Below are 22,780 nucleotides of genomic sequence, written 5' to 3'. Positions count from 1 at the left end.
CCTGTCCAGCTGTCCGCCGTCGTCCTCCCGGCCGGCTGCGCCTCGATGCTCGCTGTTCGCTTCTCGTCCCTCAAGACGCTGTCCGGGCGCCCGGAGTTGCCCCGGGACGCTAGCACGCGGGCGCCCCGGTCTCCCGGGACGCCCGCGCGGCGGTCAGCCGAGGCGGGTGAGCTTGGCGCCGAAGCCCGGCTCGGAGAGGTCCTGCTGCAGGGCGACCGGAGCGCTGACCTTGCCGACGCCCTCGCCGACGGACACCTGGCCGACGACCGTTCCGGCCTTCGCCGCGTGCGGGACCGCGCTGCCGTTCTCCGCGATCTCGATCTTCACCTGGAGACCGGCCCAGCCGACGGCCTTCAGGTCCTTGGTGGCGACGAGGGGCGTACGGCCGCCGAGTCCGTCGTCGACGTGTCCGACGACGTCACCCTTCTTGACCACGGTGGTCGAGGTGACGGCCTCCTGGGCCGGCGGGATCAGCGCGATGCTGTAGTCGATCGCCTTCTCCAGCTTCTGCCACAGCTGAGGAGCGTCCTGCGCACCCATCACTATCCCGACGATGCGCCGGACCTCACCGTCGACGACCGCGTTCGCGGACCAGAGCAGGTTGCCGCCGGCCGGCGTGGAGGATCCGGTCTTGATACCGCCGACACCGTCCATCAGCAGGGCGCGGTCGTTGTTGTTGCGGATCTTGCCGTCGATGCCCGGGATCTCGATCTGCGTCGTGTTCACGATCTCCCTGAAGACGTCGTTCTCCATGACCGCCTTGCCGAGCTTGATCTGGTCCAGCGGCGTGGAGACGGTGGTGGCCTTGAGACCGCTCGGGTCGGTGTAGGTGCTGTTCGTCATGCCCAGTTCCTTGGCGGCGTCGTTCATCTTCTTGACGAACGCCTCCTCGGAGCCGGCGTCCCAGCGGGCCAGCAGACGGGCCGCGTTGTTGCCCGAGGGGATCATCAGCAGCTGGAGCATCTGCTTCTCGGTGAACTGCTGGCCTTCCTTGATGGGAGCCGTCGACTCGCTCTTCGCCTTCGACTCCTCCTCGGCCTTCTTGTCGACGGTGATCTTCGGGCCGACCTGCTTGCCGGTGATCGGATGGTCCCTGAGGATCACGTACGCCGTCATCGTCTTCGCGACGCTCGCGATGGGAGCGGGCTTCTGCGCACCGTACTGACCGAGACTGCCGACGCCGACGACCTCGGCCGCGCCCTGGCCCTCCGCCGGCCACGGGAGTTCGAGCTTGCCGCCCTCGAAGGTGTACGTCTCCTCCGCGGACAGCGAGAGCGTGGGGTCCGGAAGCGGACGTACGAGCTGTACGACCGCAAAGACGACCAGGAGGAGCAGGACCAGCGGCGTCCAGATCTTGACCCGCCGCACGACCGTGCGGACCGGCGTCTGCGGCGGCGGGGGCGTGTTCGTCAGTTCGGCGAGCAGGTCGAGCGGCGGCAGCGGCGGCATCGGCTGCTGCTTGGTCCGCTCGGCCTCGACGAGTGACGCGGGAGTCCCGGACGCGGCCGGGAGCGACTGCGGCTGCGCCGGTCCGGCCGGGGCGGGGGCGGGGGCCGCGGGTGCGGGGCCGGCCGGTGCGGGGGCCGCCGGTGCGGGGGGCGCCGGTGCCGGTGCGGAAGGTGCAGCGGCCTCGGGGGTCTTGGGCGCGGCGGACGCGGGACGCACGTCCTCGCGGCGCAGCGGCACGAAGGTGCTGGTGCGCTCGGCGTCCGTCTCCGGCTGCGACGCGGCGGGCCCGGGCCGGGACTCCGGCTTCGCCGCGGGTGTGGCACGCGGGGGCATCTTGAGGGCGGTGGTGGGCTGGTCGACGGCCGGACGCCGCAGCGCCTTGAACATGGTCGTCGGCTGGTCGACACCGTGCCCGCCGGTCTCGGCAGGGGCATCGGCTTCGCCCTTTGCTTCCGCACCGGCCGGGGCTTCGGCTGCGCCGTCCTCGGCGACCGGGCTCCCCCGCTCAGCGTCGCCGTCGCCCTCGCCCTGGTCGTCGCCCTCGTGCTCGTCCTCGTCCTGGTCGTCGCCGTCGGACGCGGCGGACCCGGGTCGTTCCGCCGCCGTCGCATCGGTGTCGTCCGCGGCTGCGGCTGTGGCTGCGTCAGAAGCCTTCGCGTCGGCGGGCTCGGCGTCGTCCGACGTGTCGGCGGCATCCGCCGCAGTGTCGACGGCAGCGTCCTGTGCCGCGTCGCCGTCGGGAGTGGCGTCGCTGGACGGGTCCGTGGCGGGCTCGGCCGCCGTGGCGGCCTCTGCGACGGGCTCCGGGGCGGACGACGCCTCCTCCGGCGCCTCCGGGCTCCCCTCGGCCTCTCCGTCCTGCCGGGGGCCCTCAGGGCCACCCTCAGAGCCCTCCGAGCCCTTGGGGGCCTCAGACCCTCCGGCGTCCTTCGAGCCGGCCGTGCCCTGCGAGCCGTCCTCCGGCTCGTCCGCCGTCGCCACCCACGCCGCAACCGCGGCGCGCAGGCGTGCGTCATTGCCCGAAGGGGCCGCGTCCTGCTCCTCCGGCGGCGGCGTGGTCCTGAAGACGGCCGTCGCCTGGTCCACCGGGGCCGGGCGCTTTGTCGTCTCGTCCGTCGTCGTCGTGGAGGTGTCATGGCCGGAGCCCTGTCCCTGAGCGGCGTCGCGCCCGGGGGATGGCCGGCGGAACACGGTGAGACGCGGATCGCGCTCCTCCTGAGTCGTCTCCCCCGACGACTTCCGCTGCTCCGACTTGTCGGGGGACTCGCCCGCCACCGTGCCTCCTCCATGAGTCATGTGCCATGCGCCATGCGTATGTCTTCACGAACACCAGGAACCGGCGACCCGCCGACGGCCCGTGGTGTCCGAACCATCTACCAGTGTCCTGTGTGAGCGCTTGGCTCCCGTGCTAGACGAGAACGACATACCTATCGGTTCCCTAACAAAGCACCCAGGCGCCCTCGACAGACCAATGTGAGAGGGGTCACCCTGTCATTCATCCACGCGGGGAGGCATGGATGGGCAGGAGCCGCAGAACACTTCCGGAGGAGCTTCTGCTGCTCGCTCTGGACCCGGCAACGGGTACCACAGCGCAGCCGCAGTCGCTCGACCTCGGCCTGGCCGGGGCACAGCTAGTAGAGCTGGCTCTGGCAGGACGGATAGCCCCAGACGGGGATCGTATCGCCGTGGTGATGCCACGGCCGACAGGAGATCCGACCCTGGACTCCGCACTGGAACTGCTGCGCAGACGCGGCAGTCCGGTTCGGGCGGTCCACTGGATCGGCGGGCCCCGGCTGGGGCTGCGCCAGATTTACCTCTCGCATCTGGAGCGGTGCGGCATGGTGCATGCCGTTGCGGGCCAGATGTGCGGAGTTCTGCCGACGACTCGCTACCAGGCGACGGACACGGCGATCAGCCGGGACATCAGGGCCCGGCTGGACAGTGCGATCCGCACCGGTGTACCGCCGGACCCGCGGACCGCGGCGCTCGCCGCACTGGCCCACGCGGTCGGACTCGGCAAGCACCTGTACCCGGGCAACGAAGGGCGTTCCTCGCGGTCCCGTCTGCGGGACCTCATCAGGCACGACCCCATGGGCGGCCTCGTCGCGCACGCGGTGATGGACGTCCAGAACGGTGTGGCCGCCCAGCCGCGCCGTGCCCAGCCGACGGCCCCCGCAGGCCGCCAGCCGGGGCCCGTACCGATGCAGCCACGCCGCAGCAGCATGGCGGCACGTGTCGTCGCCCACTGAGTACGGCACCGCACCACGCACCACCCGACACCCCGGTGTCGGCACCGCGGAACCGGAGCGCCGAGGCGCCTTGGCCGGAACCGCGGTGCCGCACAGCAGGACCGCCGCACCGTCGTCCCCAACGGCCGGTTCGGGAGCCGCATGAAGAACGCGCGGGGCAGCCATGAGGCTGCCCCGCGCGTTCGTATGTGTAGCCGCGGCGTTCGCGCGTGTAGCCATTTGGCAGCGCAGCGACCACCATTGGTGGCAATCTGCTCAGCAGTAGATACGCACAGCTACGCAGTCGGAGGTGCAGTACCCGTGGCGTCCAACGTCAATCCCACCGTCAGGAGACGCCGATTGGGGCAGGAGCTGCGCCGGCTCCGGGAGCTCAAGGGCATGACGGCGGAAGAGGTCGCGGAGCGCCTGCTCGTCTCCCAGTCGAAGATCAGCCGTCTGGAGAACGGCCGCCGCTCCATCAGCCAGCGCGACGTGCGCGATCTGTGCGGGGTCTACGAGGTCGAGGACCACCGGATCGTCGATTCGCTGATGCAGATGGCCAAGGACTCCCGCCAGCAGGGCTGGTGGCACGCCTTCGGCGACATCCCGTACAGCGTCTACATCGGCCTGGAGACCGACGCGGCCAGCCTGCGGGTGTACGAACCGCAGGTCGTTCCGGGTCTGCTGCAGACGCGGCAGTACGCGGAGGCCCTCATCTCCGGTGCGCTGCCCGAGAGCGGCACCACCGACATCGAGAAGCGTGTGAGTGTCCGTCTGCGCCGCCAGGAGCGGATCAGGGACGCGGAGCACCCGCTGCGGATGTGGGCGGTCATCGACGAGGCGGCACTGCGCCGGCAGGTCGGTGGGCGGCAGTTGATGCGCGAGCAGCTCGAGCACCTGGTGGAGCTGTCGCAGCAGCCCCACGTCACCGTGCAGGTGCTGCCGTTCGAGATGGGCGCGCATCCGGGCGTCAACGGTCAGTACGCGATCCTCGAGTTCCCGGACACCTCCGACTCGAGCGTCGTCTACATCGAGGGCGTGACGAGCGACCTGTATCTCGAGAAGGCCAACGACGTGCAGAAGTACAGCGTCATGTACGAGCACCTGCGGGCGCAGGCCCTGAACGTGGAGCAGACGCGTCAGTTCATCGCGTCCATCGCCAAGGAATACACCGAGGGCGACGCCGCCTGACCGAGGCGGCGGAACGGTACACCAGAGGCACCGTGCGACGGAAGAGTCGCATGGAATATGCCATCCGGTCGAGTGAACGCCCGTCTCGCTCACCTCTGTCGGCGAGTAGCGTCGATCACGCCAGCAAGACGTTGGCTCGGATCACACCACTTGCCGGAAGCGGAGCGAACATGGCAATCCTTCAGGGCGCGACGGAGAGCTGGACGAAGTCCTCGTACTCCACGGGAAACGGCGCATGCGTAGAGGTCAAGTCCCCTGTAGTCCAGGCGATCTCCGTACGGGACTCGAAAGTCCCCGCAGGCCCGACGATCACCTTCGTCCCCGAGTCGTGGAACGCGTTCGTGGATGAAGTGGGCGACGGCGCGTTCGACCTCGGCTGAGCGCGTCACCGCCCGCAGTACGAGCAACGCGAAGACACGAGCGAGACCCCGCACAAGACACTACCGAGAGCCCTCTCGACTGGATCGCCGTCCCGGCCGAGGGGGCTCGGTCATACCCCCGGACGCGCCGGCAGCGTGCGTCAGCGCAGCTGGTCGACATGGCGGTCGGTCCCGGGGACGGTCGGCACGAAAGGTGCCACCAGCTCCACCCGCCCCAGCCCCGACTCCGCCACTGCCGCGTCCAGCCCGGTGAACATGTCCTCCCACCGGTCCCTCGGGTCCTCCTCGAGGAACCACAGCAGCGTCAGCCGGCTGTCCACGCCCTCCACCTGCCGCACATAGGTCATCCGGTCCCCCGGCAGCGGTGTGGGCCGGAAGACCGTCACCATGGCCGCGCACGAGCCCGCCAGCCTCCTCGGCAGATGCTTCGCCCGCAGCCACCGCAGCAGTTCGGCCCGCTGCGCCGGGCCGTCTGCGTCGACTACCTCCAGCACCAGACCGGCGTACGGATGGTCCAGCGCGTGCTGGTCGCGTGGGCCCGCGGCGCCGTCGCGGTAGACGGTGGCCTCGTGGTCCTGGAAGGCCGTGAAGACATGCGTACGCCGTTGGTGGACGCGGCCGTCACGGCCCAGGCGCTTGTTGATGGCGACGGTCCATCTCATGTGGTCGTCGTAGCGGCCCTCGGTGATCCAGTACGTGGAGAGGTAGCACCCGGCCGTCACCGGCTGCGCCACCGCCGACTTCTCCGGGTAGCGCAGCAGTTGCAGGTCCCGGGTCGCCACCCAGCGCCGGCCGGCGCTGATCCACGGCATCGCCATCGCGCCCGCGTAGTAGTGGTCGTCCTCGTACCAGCGGTTGTACGCGTACTCGTGCCCCGGATGCGGCTCGACCATCGTGATCAGCGCGTGGCCGGGGCGCACCCCGTACGGGCCGACGGACGCCAGTTCCGCGTACATCTCGCTGCGCGTGTCCTCACCGTGTGTGCCGCCGTCAGCGCTGCCGTCTCTGTGCCTGTCCTCGCTCATGGCGCTCCCCTTCCTTCCTGGGCCGGACCGACCTACTCTGACGGCCCGTCAGGTAATACGCCAGCCCTCGGGAGGCACCGGGATGCTGCTTCGGGACAAGAACGTCGTCGTGTCGGGCGTCGGCGCCGGGCTCGGGTTCCAGGTCGCGGCCGCGGTGGTCGAGGAAGGCGGCAGCGCCGTACTCGGCGCGCGCACGGAGGCGAACCTCGCGAAGTCGGCCGGCGGGATCGACCCCGACGGCACCCGTACCGCCTACCGGGCCACCGACATCACCGACGAGTCCCAGTGCGAGGCGCTGGCCGCGCTCGCCATGGAGCGATTCGGGCGGATCGACGCCGTGGTGCACGTCGCCGCCCTGGACAGTTCCTTCGGCGGCCTTCAGGACGCGGACTTCGCCACCTGGCAGCGCGTCCTGGACGTGAACCTGCTCGGCACGCTGCGGATGACACGCGCATGCCTGCCGGGACTGCGGGAGCGGGGAGGCTCCGTCGTGTTCATCGGCACGCAGTCGGCTCTCGCCGCACCCTCACAGGTGCGGCAGGCCGCGTACGCGGCGTCCAAGGGAGCGCTGACGTCCGCGATGTACTCCCTGGCCCGGGAACTCGACCCGGACCGTATCCGGGTGAACACGGTGCTGCCCGGCTGGATGTGGGGGCCGCCGGTGCAGGCGTACGTCCGGTTCACCGCCGACGCCGAGGGGGTGGCGGAGGACGAGGTGCTCGGGCGGCTCACCGAGCGGACCGCCCTGCCCGACCTGGCCACGGACCGGGACGTCGCCCAGGCGGCGGTCTTCCTTGCCTCCGACCGCGCCCGGTCGATCACCGGGCAGTCGCTTCTCGTCAACGCCGGTGAGCTGATGCGGTAGTTCGAGGACCGGTACCTCACCTCTTCCTGGCCGCACGGGACCCGCATCCCGTGCGGTCTCTTCTGTCTGTCGGACTCGACGAAGTGCCCGCTCATCGTGTGGCCCGCGTCTCGTTCGCGACAACGCCCCTCAAGGTCAAGAACGAGTAAAAATCGTTCGTCTTACTGATCCTCGTTCACACTCGTGACCGTCAGAGGCCTTGACCACCGCCCGCGGCAGCCTGTTCAATCCGGGAAGTCCCCAACTCCCGCATGGGGGCGCCGCTCAACGGACGCAAAGACGAAGCGCGCTCCTCGTTCACAAGGCGGACCCCCCTGGAGGGGACATGAACAGTCTCGACTGGGCCGTGCTCATCGGCTACTTCGGCGTGATGGTCGCGATCGGCGTCTGGTCCCACAAACGCGTGGACAACGTCAGCGACTTCTTCACCGCCGGCGGCAAGATGCCCTGGTGGCTGTCCGGCATCTCCCACCACATGTCGGGCTACAGCGCGGTGATGTTCACCGGCTACGCGGCCATCGCCTACACCTACGGCGTCACCTCGTACGTCACCTGGTCGTTCCCCATCGCGATCGGCATCGCGATCGGCGCCAAGGTGTTCGCGCCGCGGCTCAACCGGGTGCGGTCTCGCCTGCATGTCGCCTCGCCGCTCGAATACCTCAAGAACCGCTACAACCTGCCGACACAGCAGGCACTCGCCTGGTCCGGCGTGCTGCTGAAGATCGTCGACGTCGGCGCGAAGTGGGCGGCCATCGCCACGCTCCTCTCCGTCTTCACCGGCGTCTCCCTCAACATGGGCATCCTGATCACCGGTGCGGTCACCGCCGTCTACTGCACCGTCGGCGGCCTGTGGGCCGACGCCCTCACCGAACTCGGCCAGTTCGTCATCCAGTTCGTCGCCGGTATCGCGATGCTCGTCGCCGTCATGGCCGAGCTGGGCGGTTTCAGCAGCCTGTGGACCGTCTGGGACGAGCCCGAGCTGAAGGGCCACGCCGAGCCGCTCGCGGGCCCGTACATGATGGTGTTCCTGATCGCGTACCTCTTCATCAAGACCTTCGAGTACAACGGCGGCATGTGGAACCAGGCCCAGCGCTACATGGCCACCGACTCCGCGAAGTCCGCGCAGCGCTCGGGCATCCTGTCCGCGGTGCTGTGGCTCGTCTGGCCGGCCGTCCTGTTCTTCCCCATGTGGGTCGCCCCGCTGCTCATCGAGACCGACGTGCCCGCCGACAGCTACGCACTGATGGCCGAACAGCTGCTGCCGCACGGTCTGCTGGGTCTGGTCATCGTCGGGTTCTTCTCCCACACCATGGCCATGTGCTCCTCCGACGCCAACGCGATCGCCGCGGTCGTCACCCGCGACATCATGCCCGCGCTGTCCCGCAAGGCCCGGGAATGGGACACCCGCCTCGGACTGCTCGCCGCCCGCTGGACCACGCTGCTCTTCCTCGGTCTGTCGATGGCGATCGCTACGCAGGTCAACTCGCCGTTCTTCGGCGACATCATCACCGTCGTCATCAAGTGGGTCGCCGGCCTCATGGGCCCGATCGCCATCCCGCTGATGCTCGGCCTGCTCCCCTGGTTCCGCAAGAGCGGACCCACTGCCGCGCTGCTCAGCTGGGGTGTCGGACTGCTCACCTTCTGGCTGGTCAACTACCCGATCAGCTGGAGCGTCGAGGGCGGTGTGCCGCTCCAGTACCAGATTTCGGTGCCGCTGGCCGTCTCGCTCGTCCTCTACATCGTGGTCGGCTGGATCAAGCCCGAGGACACTCCCGAACGCGACGCGGTCCTCGCCAAGATCAACGGCGACGACGAGGGCGGTGTCGGTGCCGCCCGGCTGATCCCGTCGCCGGCCGCGGCCGGCGACGCGGACGTCAAGGTGCTCGGCCGCGAGGGCGCCGACAGCTGAGGCACGCCTCTGAGTCGGCCCTGCCGACCGTGCGAGGGCCCGGCTCCCGAGGAGGGGGGCCGGGCCCTCGTCGTTCCTGGCAGGCGGGCCGGCTCAGGTCAGCTCGGCCGCCGCCCGCGGATACCGCTGGAGCCAGCCCGGCGCGGTGGCCGTGGGGCTGTGCAGTGCCGGGCCCTGGGTCATTTCCATCGCGAAGTCGTCCGCGATCTCCAGCAGTGTCGGACGGCCCTCCAGCTCGCACAGCCAGGCCGGCGGCAGCGCGGTCTCCCCGTGCATCGCGCCCAGCAGCGCGCCGCACACGGTGCCGGTCACCTCGGACGGGCCGTCGTGATTGACGGCGAGACGCAGCCCGTGCCGGATGTCCTCACCGACGAGGGCGCAGTAGACGGCGATCGCGAGAGCGTCCTCCGCCTGCCTGGCGTCGCCGAGGGACGCAATGCGTGCCGGGCTCGGAATGCCCTGCCGTACGGCGCCGAGCGCCTGCTTCAGCGCGTCCGTGACCGGCTGATGGCCCGGCCGGGACGCCAGTTGCGCCAGCGCCCGCTGCACCGAGCCGTCCAGCGTCTCGCCGCGTGCCAGACCGTGCACGACGACGGCGAACGCGCCGGCCGACAGGTACGCGGTCGGATGCCCGTGCGTCTGCGCCGCGCATTCGACGGCGAGCTGGCACACCAACTGCGGCTCCCAGCCGACCAGCAGCCCGAACGGCGCGGAGCGCACCAGCGCGCCCGCGTCACGGGCGGTCGGGTTCTTGGGGGCCTGCAAGGTGCCCATGCTCGCGTCGCCGAGACCGGTGACGGTGTCCCGGGGCGGGTTGCGGCGGCTGTAGAGCCACTCCTCGCGGGCGAGCCAGCCGTTGTCCTTGCGGCGCTCGTCGGGGCCCCAGTCGCTCTGGGTCGCGGCCCATCTCAGATAGGCGCGGTGCACATCGGTGGGCGGGTGCCATGCGCCGGTGTCGCGGCGGACCTGGGCCCGTATCAGGCCGTCGACGGTGAAGAGCGTCAGTTGTGTGGCGGCCGTCACCGCGCCGCGGCGGCCGTTGACCGGCTCGAGGTCGGTCAGCCCGTCGAGGCCGTGGGCGGCGCGGATCTCGTCGATGGTGAGCCCACCGACACCGGCGCCGAGCGCGTCGCCGATGGCACCGCCGAGCAGCGCACCGCGCACCCTCGCGCGGAAGTCCTGCTGCTCGGCACGGCCCCACACGCCTGCGGCTGCTGCGCTCACCGCGCTCCTCCCCCGACGTCGAACGAACACTGCCCGGCCCAGCACTGTAATCGAACGGGAACGGCCGGCTCAGGGGGCGAGGGCCGGTCCCGGACGGACCGTGCGCGGGTCGCACCGGTATGTCGCAGGACGCAGGCAGGTGCGGCGTACCGACCCGTATGCCCCGTGGTGCCGGGCACCGGGCGCGGCCGTGCCCTACGGCCTGTTCGCACCGGTCCCGGCGGACCGAACGCCGAGCGCCGGCGACCGACGGGCCCGTCCGGCGGCGCGGTGCGCAACGGTGGACCGGTCCCGCAGCGGTCAGTCCGGCAGCAGGGGCAGGAGCTCCGGGAGGTGCCCGTCGGACGCGCTCGCCGCCTGCTGACGCTCGGCCGGGACCTCCCCGTACAGCGTCGTACGCGGCCTGGACGGCCGCCCGGCGGCCTCCGCAATGGCGGTCAGGTCACGCACGGAGCGGTACGAGCCGTAACCGGAGCCCGCCATACGGGAGATGGTCTCCTCCATCAGCGTGCCACCGAGGTCGTTGGCCCCCGAGCGGAGCATCTCCGCGGCGCCCTCCGCGCCCAGCTTCACCCAGCTGGTCTGGATGTTGGTGATGTGCGGGTGCAGGAGGATGCGGGCCATCGCGGTGACGGCGCGGTTGTCGCGGGTGGTCGGGCCGGGCCGCGCGATGCCCGCCAGGTATACGGGTGCGTTGGTGTGGATGAACGGCAGCGTCACGAACTCCGTGAAGCCGCCGGTCTCCTGCTGGATGCGGGCGAGCGTACGGAAGTGGCCGAGCCAGTGGCGGGGCTGGTCCACGTGCCCGTACATCATCGTGGACGAGGACCGGATGCCGAGCTCGTGCGCCGTCTTCACGACCTCGATCCAGGTCGCCGTGGGCAGCTTGCCCTTCGTGAGGACCCAGCGGACCTCGTCGTCGAGGATCTCTGCGGCGGTGCCGGGGATCGAGTCGAGGCCCGCCTCCTTCGCCGCCGTCAGCCACTCGCGGACGGACAGGTTGGTGCGGCTGGCCCCGTTGACGACCTCCATCGGCGAGAAGGCGTGCACGTGCATGCCGGGGACGCGTTCCTTGACGGCCCGTGCGATGTCGAAGTACGCGGTGCCGGGCAGATCGGGGTGGATGCCGCCCTGCATGCACACCTCGACCGCGCCCACGTCCCACGCCTGCTGCGCCCGGTCCGCGACCTGGCTCAGCGAGAGGGTGTAGGCGTCGGCGTCGGTGCGCCGCTGGGCGAAGGCGCAGAAACGGCAGCCGGTGTAGCAGACGTTGGTGAAGTTGATGTTCCGCGTGACGATGTACGTGACGTCGTCGCCGACGACCGCCCTGCGGAGATCGTCGGCGATACGGGTGAGCGCGTCCAGGGCGGGACCGTCGGCGTGCAGGAGGGCCAGGGCCTCGTCGTCCGTCAGCCGGGTGGGGTCGTCGGCGGCCGTGGACAGTGCGGCCTTCACGTCGGTGTCGATGCGCTGCGGCACCATGCCGGGCGCGGCGGCCTCCCGCAGGGCGTCCCAGTCGCCGTAGACGGCGTCGAAGTCGTCACGCCGGTCGTGCGTACGGCCGTCGGTGTCGATGGTCCGGTGCAGATCCGTGCGCCCGGTGGCGGCGAAGCCCTCGTCGGGCTCCTGCCAGGGCAACCCCGTGGGAAAGGCGTCGCTCTTCGCGAGACCGGTCTCCGGGTCGGCCAGCGCCCGTACGTGCGGCAGCAGCCGCGGGTCGAGCCACGGCTCGCCGCGCTGGACGAACTCCGGGTACACGCACAGCCGTTCCCGGAGCTCGAAGCCTTCCGCCGCCGACCTCTCGGCCAGCTCGTCGATCCGGGGCCAGGGCCGCTCCGGATTGACGTGATCGGGGGTGACCGGCGAGACACCGCCCCAGTCGTCGATCCCGGCGCGGATCAGCCGCGCGAACTCCGCGTCCACCAGGTTCGGCGGCGCCTGCAGGCAGGCGGAGGGCCCCATGATGTGGCGCGCGACCGCGACGGTCGCGACCAGCTCGTCCAGTTCGGCGTCCGGCATCCCGCGCATGGCCGTGTCCGGCTTGGCGCGGAAGTTCTGCAGGATCAGCTCCTGGATGCCGTGGTACGCCCGCGAGACGCGGCGCAGCGCGAACAGCGAATCGGCCCGCTCCTCGTACGTCTCGCCGATACCGATCAACAGCCCGCTGGTGAACGGCACGTTCGTCCGCCCGGCGTCCTCCAGTACGCGGAGCCGTACGGCGGGCTCCTTGTCGGGCGACCCGTGATGCGGCCCGCCCGGCTCGCTCCACAGCCGGGTCGCCGTCGTCTCCAGCATCATGCCCATCGACGGCGCGACCGGCTTCAGCCGCTGGAAGTCGGTCCAGGACATCACCCCGGGGTTGAGGTGCGGCAGCAGCCCGGTCTCCTCGAGGATCCGGACGGCCATGGCCCGCACGTACGCGATCGTGTCGTCGTACCCGTGCGCGTCGAGCCACTCGCGGGCCTCGGGCCAGCGGTCCTCCGGCTTGTCGCCGAGCGTGATCAGCGCTTCCTTGCAGCCTGCTTCGGCTCCGCGCCGCGCGACCTCCAGCACCTCGTCCGGCGACATGAACATCCCGTGCCCGGCACGGCGGAGCTTGCCGGGCACGGTCACGAAGGTGCAGTAGTGGCACTTGTCGCGGCACAGGCGGGTGAGCGGGATGAAGACGCTCTTCGAGTACGTGATGACCCCGGCCCGGCCGGCCGCCTCCAGCCCCGCGTCGCGGACCCTCGCGGCGGAGGCGGCAAGGTCCTCCAGGTCCGCGCCGCGGGCCTGCAACAGCACGGCGGCTTCCGCGACATCGAGCGCCACCCCGTCCCTGGCCCGCTTGAGCGCCCGGCGCATGGCGTTCTCGGTCGGCCGTGCCGGATGGGGTCCGCCCTGGTGATCGGTCATGCGTCGAGCATACGAGCGGGGTGGGTCAGGTCCGTGACGTCGGCGACATGCGTCCCTTGTGCCTCGCTTTGCCCCCGATCTCCGTTGCCTCGAAAAAGGCGGCCGTGACAGCATCTGCCGCGTGAGTGACAACGGGGACGACAAGATATCGAGGCCGGACCGCCCCTCGAGAATCGCCGAGTTGGCCGACTGGCAGCCGGCAGCACTTCCGGCGGAAGCGCCGGCGCCTGACCCGTCTGCGTCGAGGGTTCGGGCAGCGCAGCCCATGGATGAGCTCGCCCTCGCCCGACTCAGGTTCATGATGCTGTTGGAGGACTTCAGGGACACCGCCGTACTGGTGCCCCTCGACGAGTCCGGCAGTTTGTGGACGGCGGACTTCAACGGGGTGCGGTGGATCTGTGCGTTCTCCGATGAGGAGGCGCTGTCGCGGTTCGCGCATGCGCAGCGGGATGCGGGGCGTGTGTGGGAGTTCCGGACGGTGCTGGGTGCGCGGTTGCTGGATGTGATGGTGCCGATGTTGCCGGGACCGGCGGGGGTTGCGCTGGATGCGGGCAGTGACGAGGGCATGTTGTTTCCGCCGGTCGAGGGTGTGGTGCCCGAGGCGGCGGTGGTGGATCTCGGGGGGACGCAGTGAGTGGGGAGCAGCCGGATCTTGCGGCGCCGCCGTCGGCGCTGGTGGAGATAGCGAGTGGTATCGATCTGGCGCATGCGGAGCTGAAGGAGCTCGGCATGATCGGGGAGGCGACGACGGGCCGGGGGTTTTCTGATCTGGCCCTGTCGGGGTTGGAGTTGGGGCATCCCGGGCTGACGTCGGAGTTCGAGACGTTCTGCAACCGGTGGGAGTGGGGCGTTCGGGCGCTCACGTTGAAGGGGAACCTGGTCGCTCAGGCGTTGGGTCTGTCGGCGGGGTCGTTCGCGGAGCAGGAGCGGTACGTCAAGGACACGCTCAAGATCGGTGTGAACTCGCTGAACGGTAATCCGCATCTGTCGGAGGACGAGGTCAAGCAGATGCGCTGGGACACGATCCGGGATCAGCACGCGTGGGACAACGCCGATTGGAGCCGGGAGTCGTTCTCGCAGGCGCATGCCGAGGTGAAGCAGACGTGGGCCAACACCACGTATGACGTGATGGACGCGCAGAACGACGCGATGGAGCGGGCGGGGATCCTCGACCCGGCGGTGCGGGAGCGGTTGGACGCGCAGTTGCGTGAGGATCTGGATCCCGATCAGGCGACGGTCGATCAGGCTGAGCAGCCGCGGTGGGGGGAGAGTCGCTGATGGTGGACTGGGGCGGGCTGGTCGACAAGGGCGTCGACATCGTCGACGACGGGATCGACAAGGGCAAGGAACTGGTCGGCGAGGGTGTCGACTATGTGACCGACAAGGCCGGCGAAGGTCTGCGGCACTACGGCTACGACGGTGTGGCGGAGGCGGTCGAGGACTGGGGGGACGAGACCGCTTCGTCTCTCGGTGCTCAGGTGGGTGAGCAGCAGCTCGGTCAGAGTGAAGAGGCGAACGAGCTGATCCATGGCCGGCCGGAGAAGATCGCCGAGTCGGTGAAGAACCTGCGCGACTTCCAGAAGGCGTTCGACCTGGTCGGCGGCGGGCTGAAGAAGATGGACTCCGCGCACTGGAAGGGTGAGGCGGCCAACACCTTCCGGGAGAAGTTCGAGCCGCTGCCCACGGACTGGCTGCGCGCGGCGGACGCGTGCGAGGACGCCGCCAAAGCTTTGGAAACCTACTCCAAGGCGATCACCAGCGCGCAGGGCAAGGCGAAGGAGGCGATCGCCCTCTACAAGGAGGGTGAGAGCGACTCCAAGGCTGCGGTCGAGGCGTACAACAAGAAGGGGCGGGCGTACGACGCGGCGCGAAACAGTGACAATCCGCTGCCGCACCCGGGTGAGTTCACCGACCCGGGCAAGGCGAAGCGGGCCCGGGCACGGGAGATCCTCGCCGACGCCCGCAAGGCCCGCAACGAGGCCGCCGAGGCTGCCAAGAGCGCGGTGACGGCGGCGATGGCGCACGCGCCGAAGGAACCGACGGGCCGGGACAAACTCCAGGCCGAGTTCACCGACTACGCCCTGGGTATGGGCGTGGAATCCATGCACCTGGCCGGCGGCGTGGTCAAGGGAACAGCCGGCATCGTCAACTTCGTCCGCTCCGTCAACCCGCTCGACATGTACAACCTCACCCACCCGGCCGAGTACTGGAAAGGCGTCAACACCACACTCGCCGGTATCGCCTCCACCGCCGCCAACCCCGACCGCGCCCTGAAGAACGCCTGGGAAGCAGCCAAGGGCGACCCCTCAGAATTCATCGGCCGCCTCATCCCCGAAATCCTCGGCACCAAAGGCGCAGGCCTTCTCCGAGGCGGGCTCCGGGCGGGCCTGAAGGACCTGCCGGGCGGTAGCGGACTAAACGGCAAGGTGCCGGACGAGTGGGCGACCGGAGCCCGACGTCGACCGAGGGACCTTCTCGACGATCCCGCGCAGACCCGGTGGGCCGAGGACGCCTACAGCAGCTTCCTCGAGGACGCACGGGATGTCAGCTCCATCGCCGAACACTCTCGCGGCATAGAACGCGGCAATGGATCCTCAGGATTCACCGAGGAAGAAATCGCGTCGGTCAAGAAGCATGTCTTCGACACGGAGCACCCGATCGTCGACCCCGAAACGGGCCAGGTGGTCATCCGGAAATTCGACGCTGATGCCGAGATCGCGGATGCATGGATCCGATTGAGGTCCGGAAACGGCCTGCCTGAGGACCACCTGCTGCTCGAGCACGAGATCGCAGAGCTCGGGTATCTCCGCGACAACCCAGGCGCCACGTACCAGGAAGCCCATCGCTTCGCGAACAGTAACTACAACTGGGAGCAAAAGATACCCTTGTACAAACGTGAAGACTTGGAAGGAGAATGGTAATGGCTTCACTCGTCTACTTTCGCAAGGTTTCCGAATCGGGTGATTCGGTCGAGTATGCATTCGGCTTCGATTCGACGGAAACGCCCCGCACTCTTATCATGGACACGAAGAGCCGTCGATCCCGTCCGGCGGACGGTGAAGTCGACTACGCATTTCTCAAGGCGTCGCGCAAAATCAACGCCATGTACGACGAGTTGGCGCAATGGCCGGACCGCGGAATGAGCGCCAGCTGACTGCACCGAGAGCACCGGCCTGACGTCGCCCCCGGCGGACAGGCCGGCGCCCGGCTCGGTGTCCTAGGGATGCGGTGTGGACTCGCACATCTGGTGCACGTGCCGCGTGACGCGTCGACGTAGTGGCGCTCGCGGTCACGACGCCATCCGGGTTTGCCGTCCTGGCGGCCGATCGGGCTGGTGATCGGTCATGCGTCGAGCAAACGAGCGCTCGCGGACAACCGGCCGGGGGCGGTGCCCGGTCGGCTGAGTAGCCGTGCTCATCCGGCTTGAGTCGGTTGACGGGTACGGCCGTGGCGGCCCGCCTCGTAGCGTCGTGCCCGTGACCGAAGACCTCGCGCAGCCCCGCACCAGCACGTCCGCCGCCAAGTGGCTCGGCATCGCCCTGGCGACGATCGTCGGCATCCCCGTGCTGCTGGTGCTCGTCGTACTGGTGACGTACGGCGTGCAGCGCGCGACCCCCGAGGACTATCCGAAGGTCGCGCCGCAGACCATGGCCGACCGGGCGGGCGCCCGCTCCCAGGAGTCGTACGACGTCCTCGGCTTCGACGCGCTGCTCCCGTCGGGCGAGTTCAACTCCTTGTCGTCCGGCTACTGCTACCCGGGCGGCCTGGAGAGCGTGGCCGACGAACACGTCGACAACGCCTACGCCCTCTCCCACTCGTGGCACCTCGCCGACGTCCCGGAGTCGGAGGCGCTCCCGGCCATGCGCCGTCTGCGCGACCACCTGAAGGCGGAGGGCTGGGACATCGTCTCGTTCGACTCCACGCCGTCGGGCGGCAATTGGGCCCTGCGCACGGAACGCGAAGGCGACGGCCGCCAGGTCTACGAGTGGTACGCGGACGGCGGCCGCTTCTCCGGTGGCGTGCATGCGGAGTGCGCGTACCTCCCGACCCCGCCGACGGACCCGTACGCGAGCCCGGACGACGCGACGACGGGCCTGACGGCTCCGACGCTGCGGCCGGCGTCGGACTGACGGCGGCCGGGCGCGGGGCGGGCCGGTGACTCGGGACCCGATCGGGACGGGCAGGCGGGATCAACCGCACCGGAGCGTGACGCGGGTCACATCGCGCCGTGTCACATCCTTGTCCGGTCGTTCCGTCGGAGTGGTGTAACCATCGGCAACGGCACAGGAGCTCACCATGGATGCTCGCTTGAACCTCTTCACCAACCCGGTCGCCCTCCGGTTCATCAAGCACCTCAACGCCGCGGGCAAGGTCATATCCGACTCGACGCTGCCCCATGCGACGCAGGAACTGGTGAAACTCCGCGCCAGTCAGATCAACGGCTGCGGATTCTGCACCGACATGCACTCCAAGGACGCCGCGCACGCCGGGGAGACCTCGGTGCGCCTCAATCTGGTCGCGGCCTGGCGTGAGGCCGCCGTGTTCACCGACGCCGAGCGTGCCGCCCTGGAGCTGACCGAGCAGGGGACCCGCATCGCCGACGCGGCCGGTGGTGTCACGGACGAGGCGTGGGCGAACGCGGCCAAGCACTACGACGAGGAGCAGCTCGCCGCCCTGGTGGGCCTCATCGCCCTCATCAACACCTACAACCGCGCGAACGTGATCGTCCAGCAGCCCGCCGGCGACTACCAGCCCGGCCAGTTCGGATGACGAGGAGTACCAGGCACGGACCGTCGTCCGGTCCCGTCCCGAACGTGCAGTAGCGCCCGCCCCGGGCCGCCTCGTCGCGGCCCGGGGCGCACTTCGTCCGACACCGGCGTCGGCCTTCGTCCGGGCCGGCAACGGCACACCTCGCGCGAGGGTGATTTGTGCGGGTACGGCCGGATCGGGGAGTTCCCGGTCCCGGTTCTCCTGGACCTCGACGCCCCCGCTTCAAAAGCTGTAAGAACCAGGGAAAGAACCTTCCCCACCCCAACCTCACCCCCGCTCACTCGGACGGGTGATGCACCCCAACTCGACTGGCGCATATGCCATGACGCGGTGCAAGCTCAGCCTCGACAACAGAACACGACCGCAGAAATGCGGCGGCCCCCGGCCGGGACTGGCATCCCGATCGAGGGCCTCACCAACGAGGAAGAGAACGCTTCCCCATGGCTGTACCGCAGCTTAACGCGCCCCTGTGCGCGTCGCCGCCCGTTCCCGCGGTCGGCATCCGGCACATCAACCTGCCGCACAACGAACGCTTCGTCGTGGTCGGCAACCACCTCGCCCAGCACGACCGTCTCTCGCTGACCGCGATCGGTCTGTCCGTGCACATCCAGTCGCTGCGTACCGGGGCCAGGATCTCGGTCAAGAAGCTCGCCGAGCGGTTCCCCGAGGGCGAGGACCGCATCTCGGACGCGCTCAACGAGCTGGAGCGGTACGGGTATCTGCGGCGTACGCGGGTGCGGTTGCCGTCCGGGCAGCTGATCACGACGACCGAGTCGTTCAACAACCCGCCCGCGATGCGGATCCGTGTGCCGGGGCAGGCCGTGCCCGTCACCGCGCCCGTCCGGGAAGCGCCGCCGCCTGCCGTCGAGCCGCCCGTGCCGGACCCGGTCGTCGGGCCAGAGCCCGTACCTCTGCCGCAGCAGCCCTGCCCACGGCCCCGGCCGGCAACCGCGCACCCCACGCGGACGCCGCCGCGGCCCGTCCCCGCCACCCTCCTCGCCGACCTGCGGCGGCACGATCCCCGGCTGCTGCTCTCCGAGCGGGACATCGGCCGCCTGGCCCCGGCCGTCGACGTCTGGCTCGAGCGGGGCGTCGCGCCCGACGCGGTACGGCGGACGCTGACGGCCGCGCTGCCCGCCGGCGAGCTGCACCGCCCGGCGGGGCTGCTCCGGCACCGGCTGACGGAGCTACTGCCACCACCGCTCCCGGCCGCCCCACCCTCCACGCCCCGCCCGGACCCGTTCCAGACGTGCGACGCCTGCGACCTCGCGTTCCGCGCGCCCGGGCCGGGGCTGTGCAGCGCTTGCGCGCCGGCCGCCGCCCTCGTGGCGTCGTGACTGCTGGTGACGCCCTGATGCTCGGCCGTACCATGGAGGGGCGGATGTACATAATGTGGGCCGGTCATCCACATGACCAACATGGAGGTCCGGATGAGCATGACCAACGTCAATCTCGACGACGACGTGCTGGCGGAGGCCATGCGTCTGATGGGTACGACGACCAAGAAGGACACGATCAACGGCGCCCTGCTGGACTATGTGCAACGCCTCAAGAGGCTGGAAGCTATGCAGGATCTTGCCGAGCGCGCGGAAAGCGGCGAGTTCGACGAGGCCATCAAGGCGTACGAAGCCCGGAAGCGAGCTTGGAGGGGCGAGTGAACCACCGGTTCCTCATCGATACGTCCGCCTTGTGGGAGTTGCTGCGCATACCGGAGGCACGGGCAGCATGGGCGCCGTTCGTCGAGTCCGGGCTCGTGCTGATCTGCGAACCCACCAAAGCCGAGTTTCTCCACTCGGCGACCGGTCCTGCCCACCGGGACGACCTCGAGACAAGGCTCCACGACATGTTCCCGGCCGCCCGGGTCCCTGGTGGTGCATGGTCATGGGTCGACACTGCGCAGTACAAGCTCACTCAGAAAGGGCAGCATCGCAGCGCCGGCCCGCTGGACCTGCTGCTGTGTGCAACGGCGGTCCACCACGGCCTGGTCGTGCTGCATCGCGACAACGACTTCGTGTCCGTCGCGCGCCTCGTCGACGAGGTCGAAGTACGGGACGTGCGGGATCCGTACACCGTCTGACCGACTCTCCCGAGGCCGCTACAGATACTGCGCGTACTCGTCCAGCGCCCGCAGGACCTCAGGCTCGGCCGCAGGCGGGAGTTGGAGGACGACCTCCTCCACGCCCAGCTCCGCGTAGTGCGCCAGCTTCCCCGCCGAGGGCCGGACCGCATACGGGACGACCTGGAGGGTCTTCGGGTCGCGGCCCGCCGACTCCCAGGCCGAGCGGAGCTGCGGCATCGTCTCCGTGAGGCCCCGGCCGCCGATCGGGAGCCAGCCGTCCGCGTACTCCGTGATGTGGGCGAAGAGCTTCGGGCCCGCCGCGCCGCCGACCAGGATGCGCGGGGCGCCGCCGGCCGGTTTGGGAAACGCCGACGAAGGGCGGACCGAGCTGTACTCGCCCTTGTACGCGGTGGGTTCCGGCGCCCACAGCGCCCGCATCAGGCGCATCCGGTCCAGTGCGAGTTCGCGGCGCGTCGACCACTCGACCCCGTGGTCCGCCGCCTCCTCCTTGTTCCAGCCGAAGCCCACGCCCAGCGTGAAGCGGCCGCCGGAGACATGGTCCAAGGAGGCGATCTGCTTCGCCAGGTCGATCGGATCGTGCTGCGCGACCAGGGTGATGCCCGTGCCGAGGGCCAGCGTCGACGTCACCGCCGCGGCCTGCGCGAGCGCCACGAAGGGGTCGAGCGTGCGCCCGTACTCGCGGGGAAGCTCGCCACCCGCGGGGTAGCCGGTGGTCCGCTCCACCGGGATGTGGGTGTGCTCGGGGACGTAGAGGCCGGCGAAGCCCCGCTGCTCCAGCTCGCGGGCCAGCCGCACCGGGCTGATCGTCTCGTCGGTCAGGAAGATGGTGGTCGAGATCCGCATGCGCCCAACGTATGCCGTACGGGTCCGCACCGTATCCGGTCATGACCGCGCCGTCCGTCGAACCTCTTCCCTTGGCCGCTCGTTCACGGCTGAATACCAGGGTTCGACCCCAAGGCCGCACGGACCGAACGGATCGCAAGGACCGAACGGATCGCAAGGACCGTACGGACCGCACGGACCGCACGGACCGCACGGGCCGCAAGCTGCATCACTCCTGTCCTTCTCGACACCCTGGGGAGCCGACGGCATGTGCAACGAGCAAGCGAACGACGACATACCAGCGGGACACACAGATCCCGGGGGACACGCGATGGCGCGGCGCGGGCTGCTCGTGACCGGGGCCGCCGCCGCGCTTACGTTGGGGACCGTGAGCTTCGCGAGCGCCGCGCCGCGCGACGACGGCCGGCGGACAGAGGTCGTACGCGGCACGCTGCCGCCCGGCTCCCCCGACTACGTGTACCTGCCGGTCGAAGTGCCGCGCGGGGTGCGGGAGATCCACGTCTCGTACCGGTACGAGCGGCCGGCGCAGCCGGCCGGGACGGCGGGCAACGCGCTCGACATCGGCATCTTCGACGAGCGCGGCACCGCCCTCGGCGGTGACGGTTTCCGCGGCTGGTCCGGCGGCGCCCGGTCGGAGTTCTTCATCCGGGCGGACGAGGCGACCCCCGGCTACGTCCCGGGCCCCGTCCGCCCCGGTACGTGGCATATCGCGCTGGGCCCGTACACGGTCGCGCCGCAGGGCCTCCCGTACGAGGTGAGCATCACGCTGACGTACGGCGAGCCGGCTCCTGCCCCGAAGGTGGTCCACCCGCCCGAGCGCGCCAAGGGCCGCGGGCGTGCCTGGTACCGCGGCGACTGCCATCTCCACTCCTGGTACTCGGACGGCAGGCGCACCCCCGGCGAGATCGCCGCCCTCGCCCGCGCCGCCGGGCTGGACTTCATCAACTCGTCCGAGCACAACACCCACTCCGCGCACGCCCACTGGGCGGCGGAGGCCGGCGACGACCTGCTGATCCTGCTCGGGGAAGAGGTCACCACCCGCAACGGGCACGTGGTGGCGCTCGGCACCGACCCGGGGACGTTCGTCGACTGGCGCTACCGCGCCCGCGACAACCGCTTCGGGCACTACGCACGTGAGATCCGCCGGGCCGGCGGGCTGGTGGTGCCCGCCCATCCGCACGCCACCTGCATCGGGTGCAACTGGAAGTTCGGCTTCGGTGAGGCCGACGCGGTGGAGGTCTGGAACGGGCCCTACACGCCCGACGACGAGGTGTCGCTCGCCGACTGGGACAGCACGCTCGCGCTCGCCGCCCGCACCGGCAAGGGCTGGACCCCCGCCATGGGCAGCAGCGACGCGCACCGCGACCCGGACAAGGTGGGCACCCCGCAGACCGTCGTCCTCGCCGACGACCTGACCCGCGGGGCGATCCTCGACGGGATCAAGGCCGGGCGCAGTTATGTCGCGGAGTCCAAGGACGTCTCGCTCGCCTTCTCCGCGGCCGGCGGGCGCGGCCGGCACGCGGGCATCGGCGAGCGGCTCCGCGTGGACGACAGGGACCCGGTGACGGTGCGGCTGGAGGTCGAGGGCGCGCCCGGATGCACGGTGCGGTTCGTGACCGACCAGGGCGTGCTGCACTCGGCTGCGCTGCCCGCCTCGGGAACCGGGACGGTGGAGTGGCGCACGACCGCGCGGTACGCCACCTACGTACGCGCCGAGGTACGCCACGCGCCCGTGATGCCGCCGATGCCGGGGGCTCTCGCCGCGTTCACCAACCCTGTCTTCCTTGGCGGTTGACCCCGCGGTCCGGCGAAGTGATGTCCGGGCCGCCGGCGGTGCGGGCGGCCCGGCGTCCGACCCTATCGGCCCTTCCCGCCCATCGGAAAATGGCGGCCGGGGTGCGGCCCCGGGCCCTACCCTCCA

General features: G+C 70.2%; 20 protein-coding genes. 15 read left to right on the top strand and 5 right to left on the bottom strand.

The features are described 5' to 3' along the window. Window positions 1-153 precede the first annotated feature (153 nt). The gene (locus GLX30_RS20440) at window positions 154-2,745 is read right to left on the bottom strand and encodes a serine hydrolase (protein ID WP_159690980.1); all 2,592 of its coding nucleotides are present in this window, start codon (window positions 2,743-2,745) and stop codon (window positions 154-156) included. A 221-nt stretch (window positions 2,746-2,966) separates the two neighbouring features. Here GLX30_RS20440 and GLX30_RS20435 point away from each other — a divergent pair, with 221 nt between their 5' ends. The 3 genes from GLX30_RS20435 to GLX30_RS20425 all read left to right on the top strand — a co-directional run bounded on the left by GLX30_RS20435 (window position 2,967) and on the right by GLX30_RS20425 (window position 5,248). After that, window positions 2,967-3,698: a GPP34 family phosphoprotein gene (locus tag GLX30_RS20435; RefSeq protein ID WP_159690978.1), complete on the top strand. Its 732-nt coding sequence runs from the start codon at window positions 2,967-2,969 to the stop codon at window positions 3,696-3,698. Window positions 3,699-3,998: 300 nt separating this feature from the next. Then, a complete protein-coding gene (locus GLX30_RS20430; RefSeq protein ID WP_159690975.1) occupies window positions 3,999-4,868 on the top strand; it encodes a helix-turn-helix transcriptional regulator in 870 nt (289 codons plus the stop codon). A 170-nt stretch (window positions 4,869-5,038) separates the two neighbouring features. Further along, a complete protein-coding gene (locus GLX30_RS20425) occupies window positions 5,039-5,248 on the top strand; it encodes a DUF397 domain-containing protein (protein ID WP_159690972.1) in 210 nt (69 codons plus the stop codon). 140 nt (window positions 5,249-5,388) lie between these two features. Here the strand turns inward: GLX30_RS20425 and GLX30_RS20420 are convergent, their stop codons facing one another. Then, entirely contained in the window at window positions 5,389-6,273 is an 885-nt protein-coding gene (locus GLX30_RS20420; protein WP_159690969.1) for a hypothetical protein, read from the bottom strand. Between the two features lie 82 nt (window positions 6,274-6,355). On the opposite strand from GLX30_RS20420, the gene GLX30_RS20415 reads away from it, so the two are divergent. Then, window positions 6,356-7,138 (top strand): SDR family oxidoreductase, encoded by a 783-nt coding sequence (locus GLX30_RS20415; RefSeq protein WP_159690966.1) that lies wholly within the window; start codon window positions 6,356-6,358, stop codon window positions 7,136-7,138. A gap of 325 nt (window positions 7,139-7,463) precedes the next feature. After that, window positions 7,464-9,047, top strand: coding sequence for a sodium:solute symporter family protein (locus GLX30_RS20410; protein ID WP_159690963.1), 1,584 nt, complete (start codon window positions 7,464-7,466; stop codon window positions 9,045-9,047). Between the two features lie 93 nt (window positions 9,048-9,140). On the opposite strand, the gene GLX30_RS20405 is transcribed toward GLX30_RS20410, so the two are convergent. Continuing rightward, window positions 9,141-10,271, bottom strand: coding sequence for an ADP-ribosylglycohydrolase family protein (locus GLX30_RS20405; RefSeq protein ID WP_159690961.1), 1,131 nt, complete (start codon window positions 10,269-10,271; stop codon window positions 9,141-9,143). Window positions 10,272-10,571: 300 nt separating this feature from the next. Further along, on the bottom strand, window positions 10,572-13,166 hold the full coding sequence (locus GLX30_RS20400) for a bifunctional FO biosynthesis protein CofGH (RefSeq protein WP_159690958.1): 2,595 nt from the start codon (window positions 13,164-13,166) through the stop codon (window positions 10,572-10,574). A gap of 121 nt (window positions 13,167-13,287) precedes the next feature. Between GLX30_RS20400 and GLX30_RS20395 the strand changes: the two genes are divergently transcribed. The 9 genes from GLX30_RS20395 to GLX30_RS20355 all read left to right on the top strand — a co-directional run bounded on the left by GLX30_RS20395 (window position 13,288) and on the right by GLX30_RS20355 (window position 20,013). After that, window positions 13,288-13,800 (top strand): SseB family protein, encoded by a 513-nt coding sequence (locus GLX30_RS20395; RefSeq protein WP_208545450.1) that lies wholly within the window; start codon window positions 13,288-13,290, stop codon window positions 13,798-13,800. Then, the gene (locus GLX30_RS20390; protein WP_159690952.1) at window positions 13,797-14,444 is read left to right on the top strand and encodes a hypothetical protein; all 648 of its coding nucleotides are present in this window, start codon (window positions 13,797-13,799) and stop codon (window positions 14,442-14,444) included. Before GLX30_RS20395 ends, GLX30_RS20390 begins: the two co-directional genes overlap by 4 nt. Then, complete coding sequence (locus GLX30_RS20385) at window positions 14,444-16,087, top strand: putative T7SS-secreted protein (RefSeq protein ID WP_347879776.1); 1,644 nt, start codon at window positions 14,444-14,446, stop codon at window positions 16,085-16,087. Before GLX30_RS20390 ends, GLX30_RS20385 begins: the two co-directional genes overlap by 1 nt. Continuing rightward, on the top strand, window positions 16,087-16,320 hold the full coding sequence (locus GLX30_RS20380; protein WP_159690949.1) for a hypothetical protein: 234 nt from the start codon (window positions 16,087-16,089) through the stop codon (window positions 16,318-16,320). The genes GLX30_RS20385 and GLX30_RS20380 overlap by 1 nt, the downstream gene beginning before the upstream one ends. 322 nt (window positions 16,321-16,642) lie before the next feature. Beyond that, window positions 16,643-17,296: a hypothetical protein gene (locus GLX30_RS20375; protein ID WP_159690946.1), complete on the top strand. Its 654-nt coding sequence runs from the start codon at window positions 16,643-16,645 to the stop codon at window positions 17,294-17,296. 166 nt (window positions 17,297-17,462) lie between these two features. Further along, window positions 17,463-17,936: a carboxymuconolactone decarboxylase family protein gene (locus tag GLX30_RS20370; RefSeq protein WP_159690943.1), complete on the top strand. Its 474-nt coding sequence runs from the start codon at window positions 17,463-17,465 to the stop codon at window positions 17,934-17,936. Between the two features lie 440 nt (window positions 17,937-18,376). Beyond that, window positions 18,377-19,273 carry a helix-turn-helix domain-containing protein gene (locus GLX30_RS20365; RefSeq protein ID WP_159690940.1) on the top strand — a complete coding sequence of 299 codons (897 nt, stop codon included), beginning with the start codon at window positions 18,377-18,379 and terminating at the stop codon, window positions 19,271-19,273. 93 nt (window positions 19,274-19,366) lie between these two features. Then, complete coding sequence (locus GLX30_RS20360) at window positions 19,367-19,594, top strand: type II toxin-antitoxin system VapB family antitoxin (protein ID WP_159690937.1); 228 nt, start codon at window positions 19,367-19,369, stop codon at window positions 19,592-19,594. Then, entirely contained in the window at window positions 19,591-20,013 is a 423-nt protein-coding gene (locus tag GLX30_RS20355) for a PIN domain-containing protein (protein ID WP_159690934.1), read from the top strand. The genes GLX30_RS20360 and GLX30_RS20355 overlap by 4 nt, the downstream gene beginning before the upstream one ends. Window positions 20,014-20,031: 18 nt before the next feature. Here the strand turns inward: GLX30_RS20355 and GLX30_RS20350 are convergent, their stop codons facing one another. Further along, on the bottom strand, window positions 20,032-20,859 hold the full coding sequence (locus tag GLX30_RS20350) for an LLM class F420-dependent oxidoreductase (RefSeq protein ID WP_159690931.1): 828 nt from the start codon (window positions 20,857-20,859) through the stop codon (window positions 20,032-20,034). A gap of 310 nt (window positions 20,860-21,169) precedes the next feature. Between GLX30_RS20350 and GLX30_RS20345 the strand changes: the two genes are divergently transcribed. Further along, window positions 21,170-22,654 carry a CehA/McbA family metallohydrolase gene (locus GLX30_RS20345; protein WP_159695140.1) on the top strand — a complete coding sequence of 495 codons (1,485 nt, stop codon included), beginning with the start codon at window positions 21,170-21,172 and terminating at the stop codon, window positions 22,652-22,654. Window positions 22,655-22,780: the final 126 nt, after the last annotated feature.

Source organism: Streptomyces sp. Tu 2975 (assembly GCF_009832925.1).
In the GTDB taxonomy this organism is placed as follows: Bacteria; Actinomycetota; Actinomycetes; order Streptomycetales; family Streptomycetaceae; genus Streptomyces.
This window is presented reverse-complemented; position numbering and strand designations above follow the sequence as displayed.

Excerpts from the sequence above, each read along its gene's own strand:
- GLX30_RS20440 (WP_159690980.1), bottom strand. The coding sequence starts at position 2,745 with ATGACTCATGGAGGAGGCACGGTGGCGGGCGAGTCCCCCGACAAGTCG.
- GLX30_RS20435 (WP_159690978.1), top strand. The coding sequence starts at position 2,967 with ATGGGCAGGAGCCGCAGAACACTTCCGGAGGAGCTTCTGCTGCTCGCT.
- GLX30_RS20425 (WP_159690972.1), top strand. The coding sequence starts at position 5,039 with ATGGCAATCCTTCAGGGCGCGACGGAGAGCTGGACGAAGTCCTCGTAC.
- GLX30_RS20420 (WP_159690969.1), bottom strand. The coding sequence starts at position 6,273 with ATGAGCGAGGACAGGCACAGAGACGGCAGCGCTGACGGCGGCACACAC.
- GLX30_RS20415 (WP_159690966.1), top strand. The coding sequence starts at position 6,356 with ATGCTGCTTCGGGACAAGAACGTCGTCGTGTCGGGCGTCGGCGCCGGG.
- GLX30_RS20410 (WP_159690963.1), top strand. The coding sequence starts at position 7,464 with ATGAACAGTCTCGACTGGGCCGTGCTCATCGGCTACTTCGGCGTGATG.
- GLX30_RS20400 (WP_159690958.1), bottom strand. The coding sequence starts at position 13,166 with ATGACCGATCACCAGGGCGGACCCCATCCGGCACGGCCGACCGAGAAC.
- GLX30_RS20385 (WP_347879776.1), top strand. The coding sequence starts at position 14,444 with ATGGTGGACTGGGGCGGGCTGGTCGACAAGGGCGTCGACATCGTCGAC.
- GLX30_RS20380 (WP_159690949.1), top strand. The coding sequence starts at position 16,087 with ATGGCTTCACTCGTCTACTTTCGCAAGGTTTCCGAATCGGGTGATTCG.
- GLX30_RS20370 (WP_159690943.1), top strand. The coding sequence starts at position 17,463 with ATGGATGCTCGCTTGAACCTCTTCACCAACCCGGTCGCCCTCCGGTTC.
- GLX30_RS20365 (WP_159690940.1), top strand. The coding sequence starts at position 18,377 with ATGGCTGTACCGCAGCTTAACGCGCCCCTGTGCGCGTCGCCGCCCGTT.
- GLX30_RS20360 (WP_159690937.1), top strand. The coding sequence starts at position 19,367 with ATGAGCATGACCAACGTCAATCTCGACGACGACGTGCTGGCGGAGGCC.
- GLX30_RS20350 (WP_159690931.1), bottom strand. The coding sequence starts at position 20,859 with ATGCGGATCTCGACCACCATCTTCCTGACCGACGAGACGATCAGCCCG.
- GLX30_RS20345 (WP_159695140.1), top strand. The coding sequence starts at position 21,170 with ATGGCGCGGCGCGGGCTGCTCGTGACCGGGGCCGCCGCCGCGCTTACG.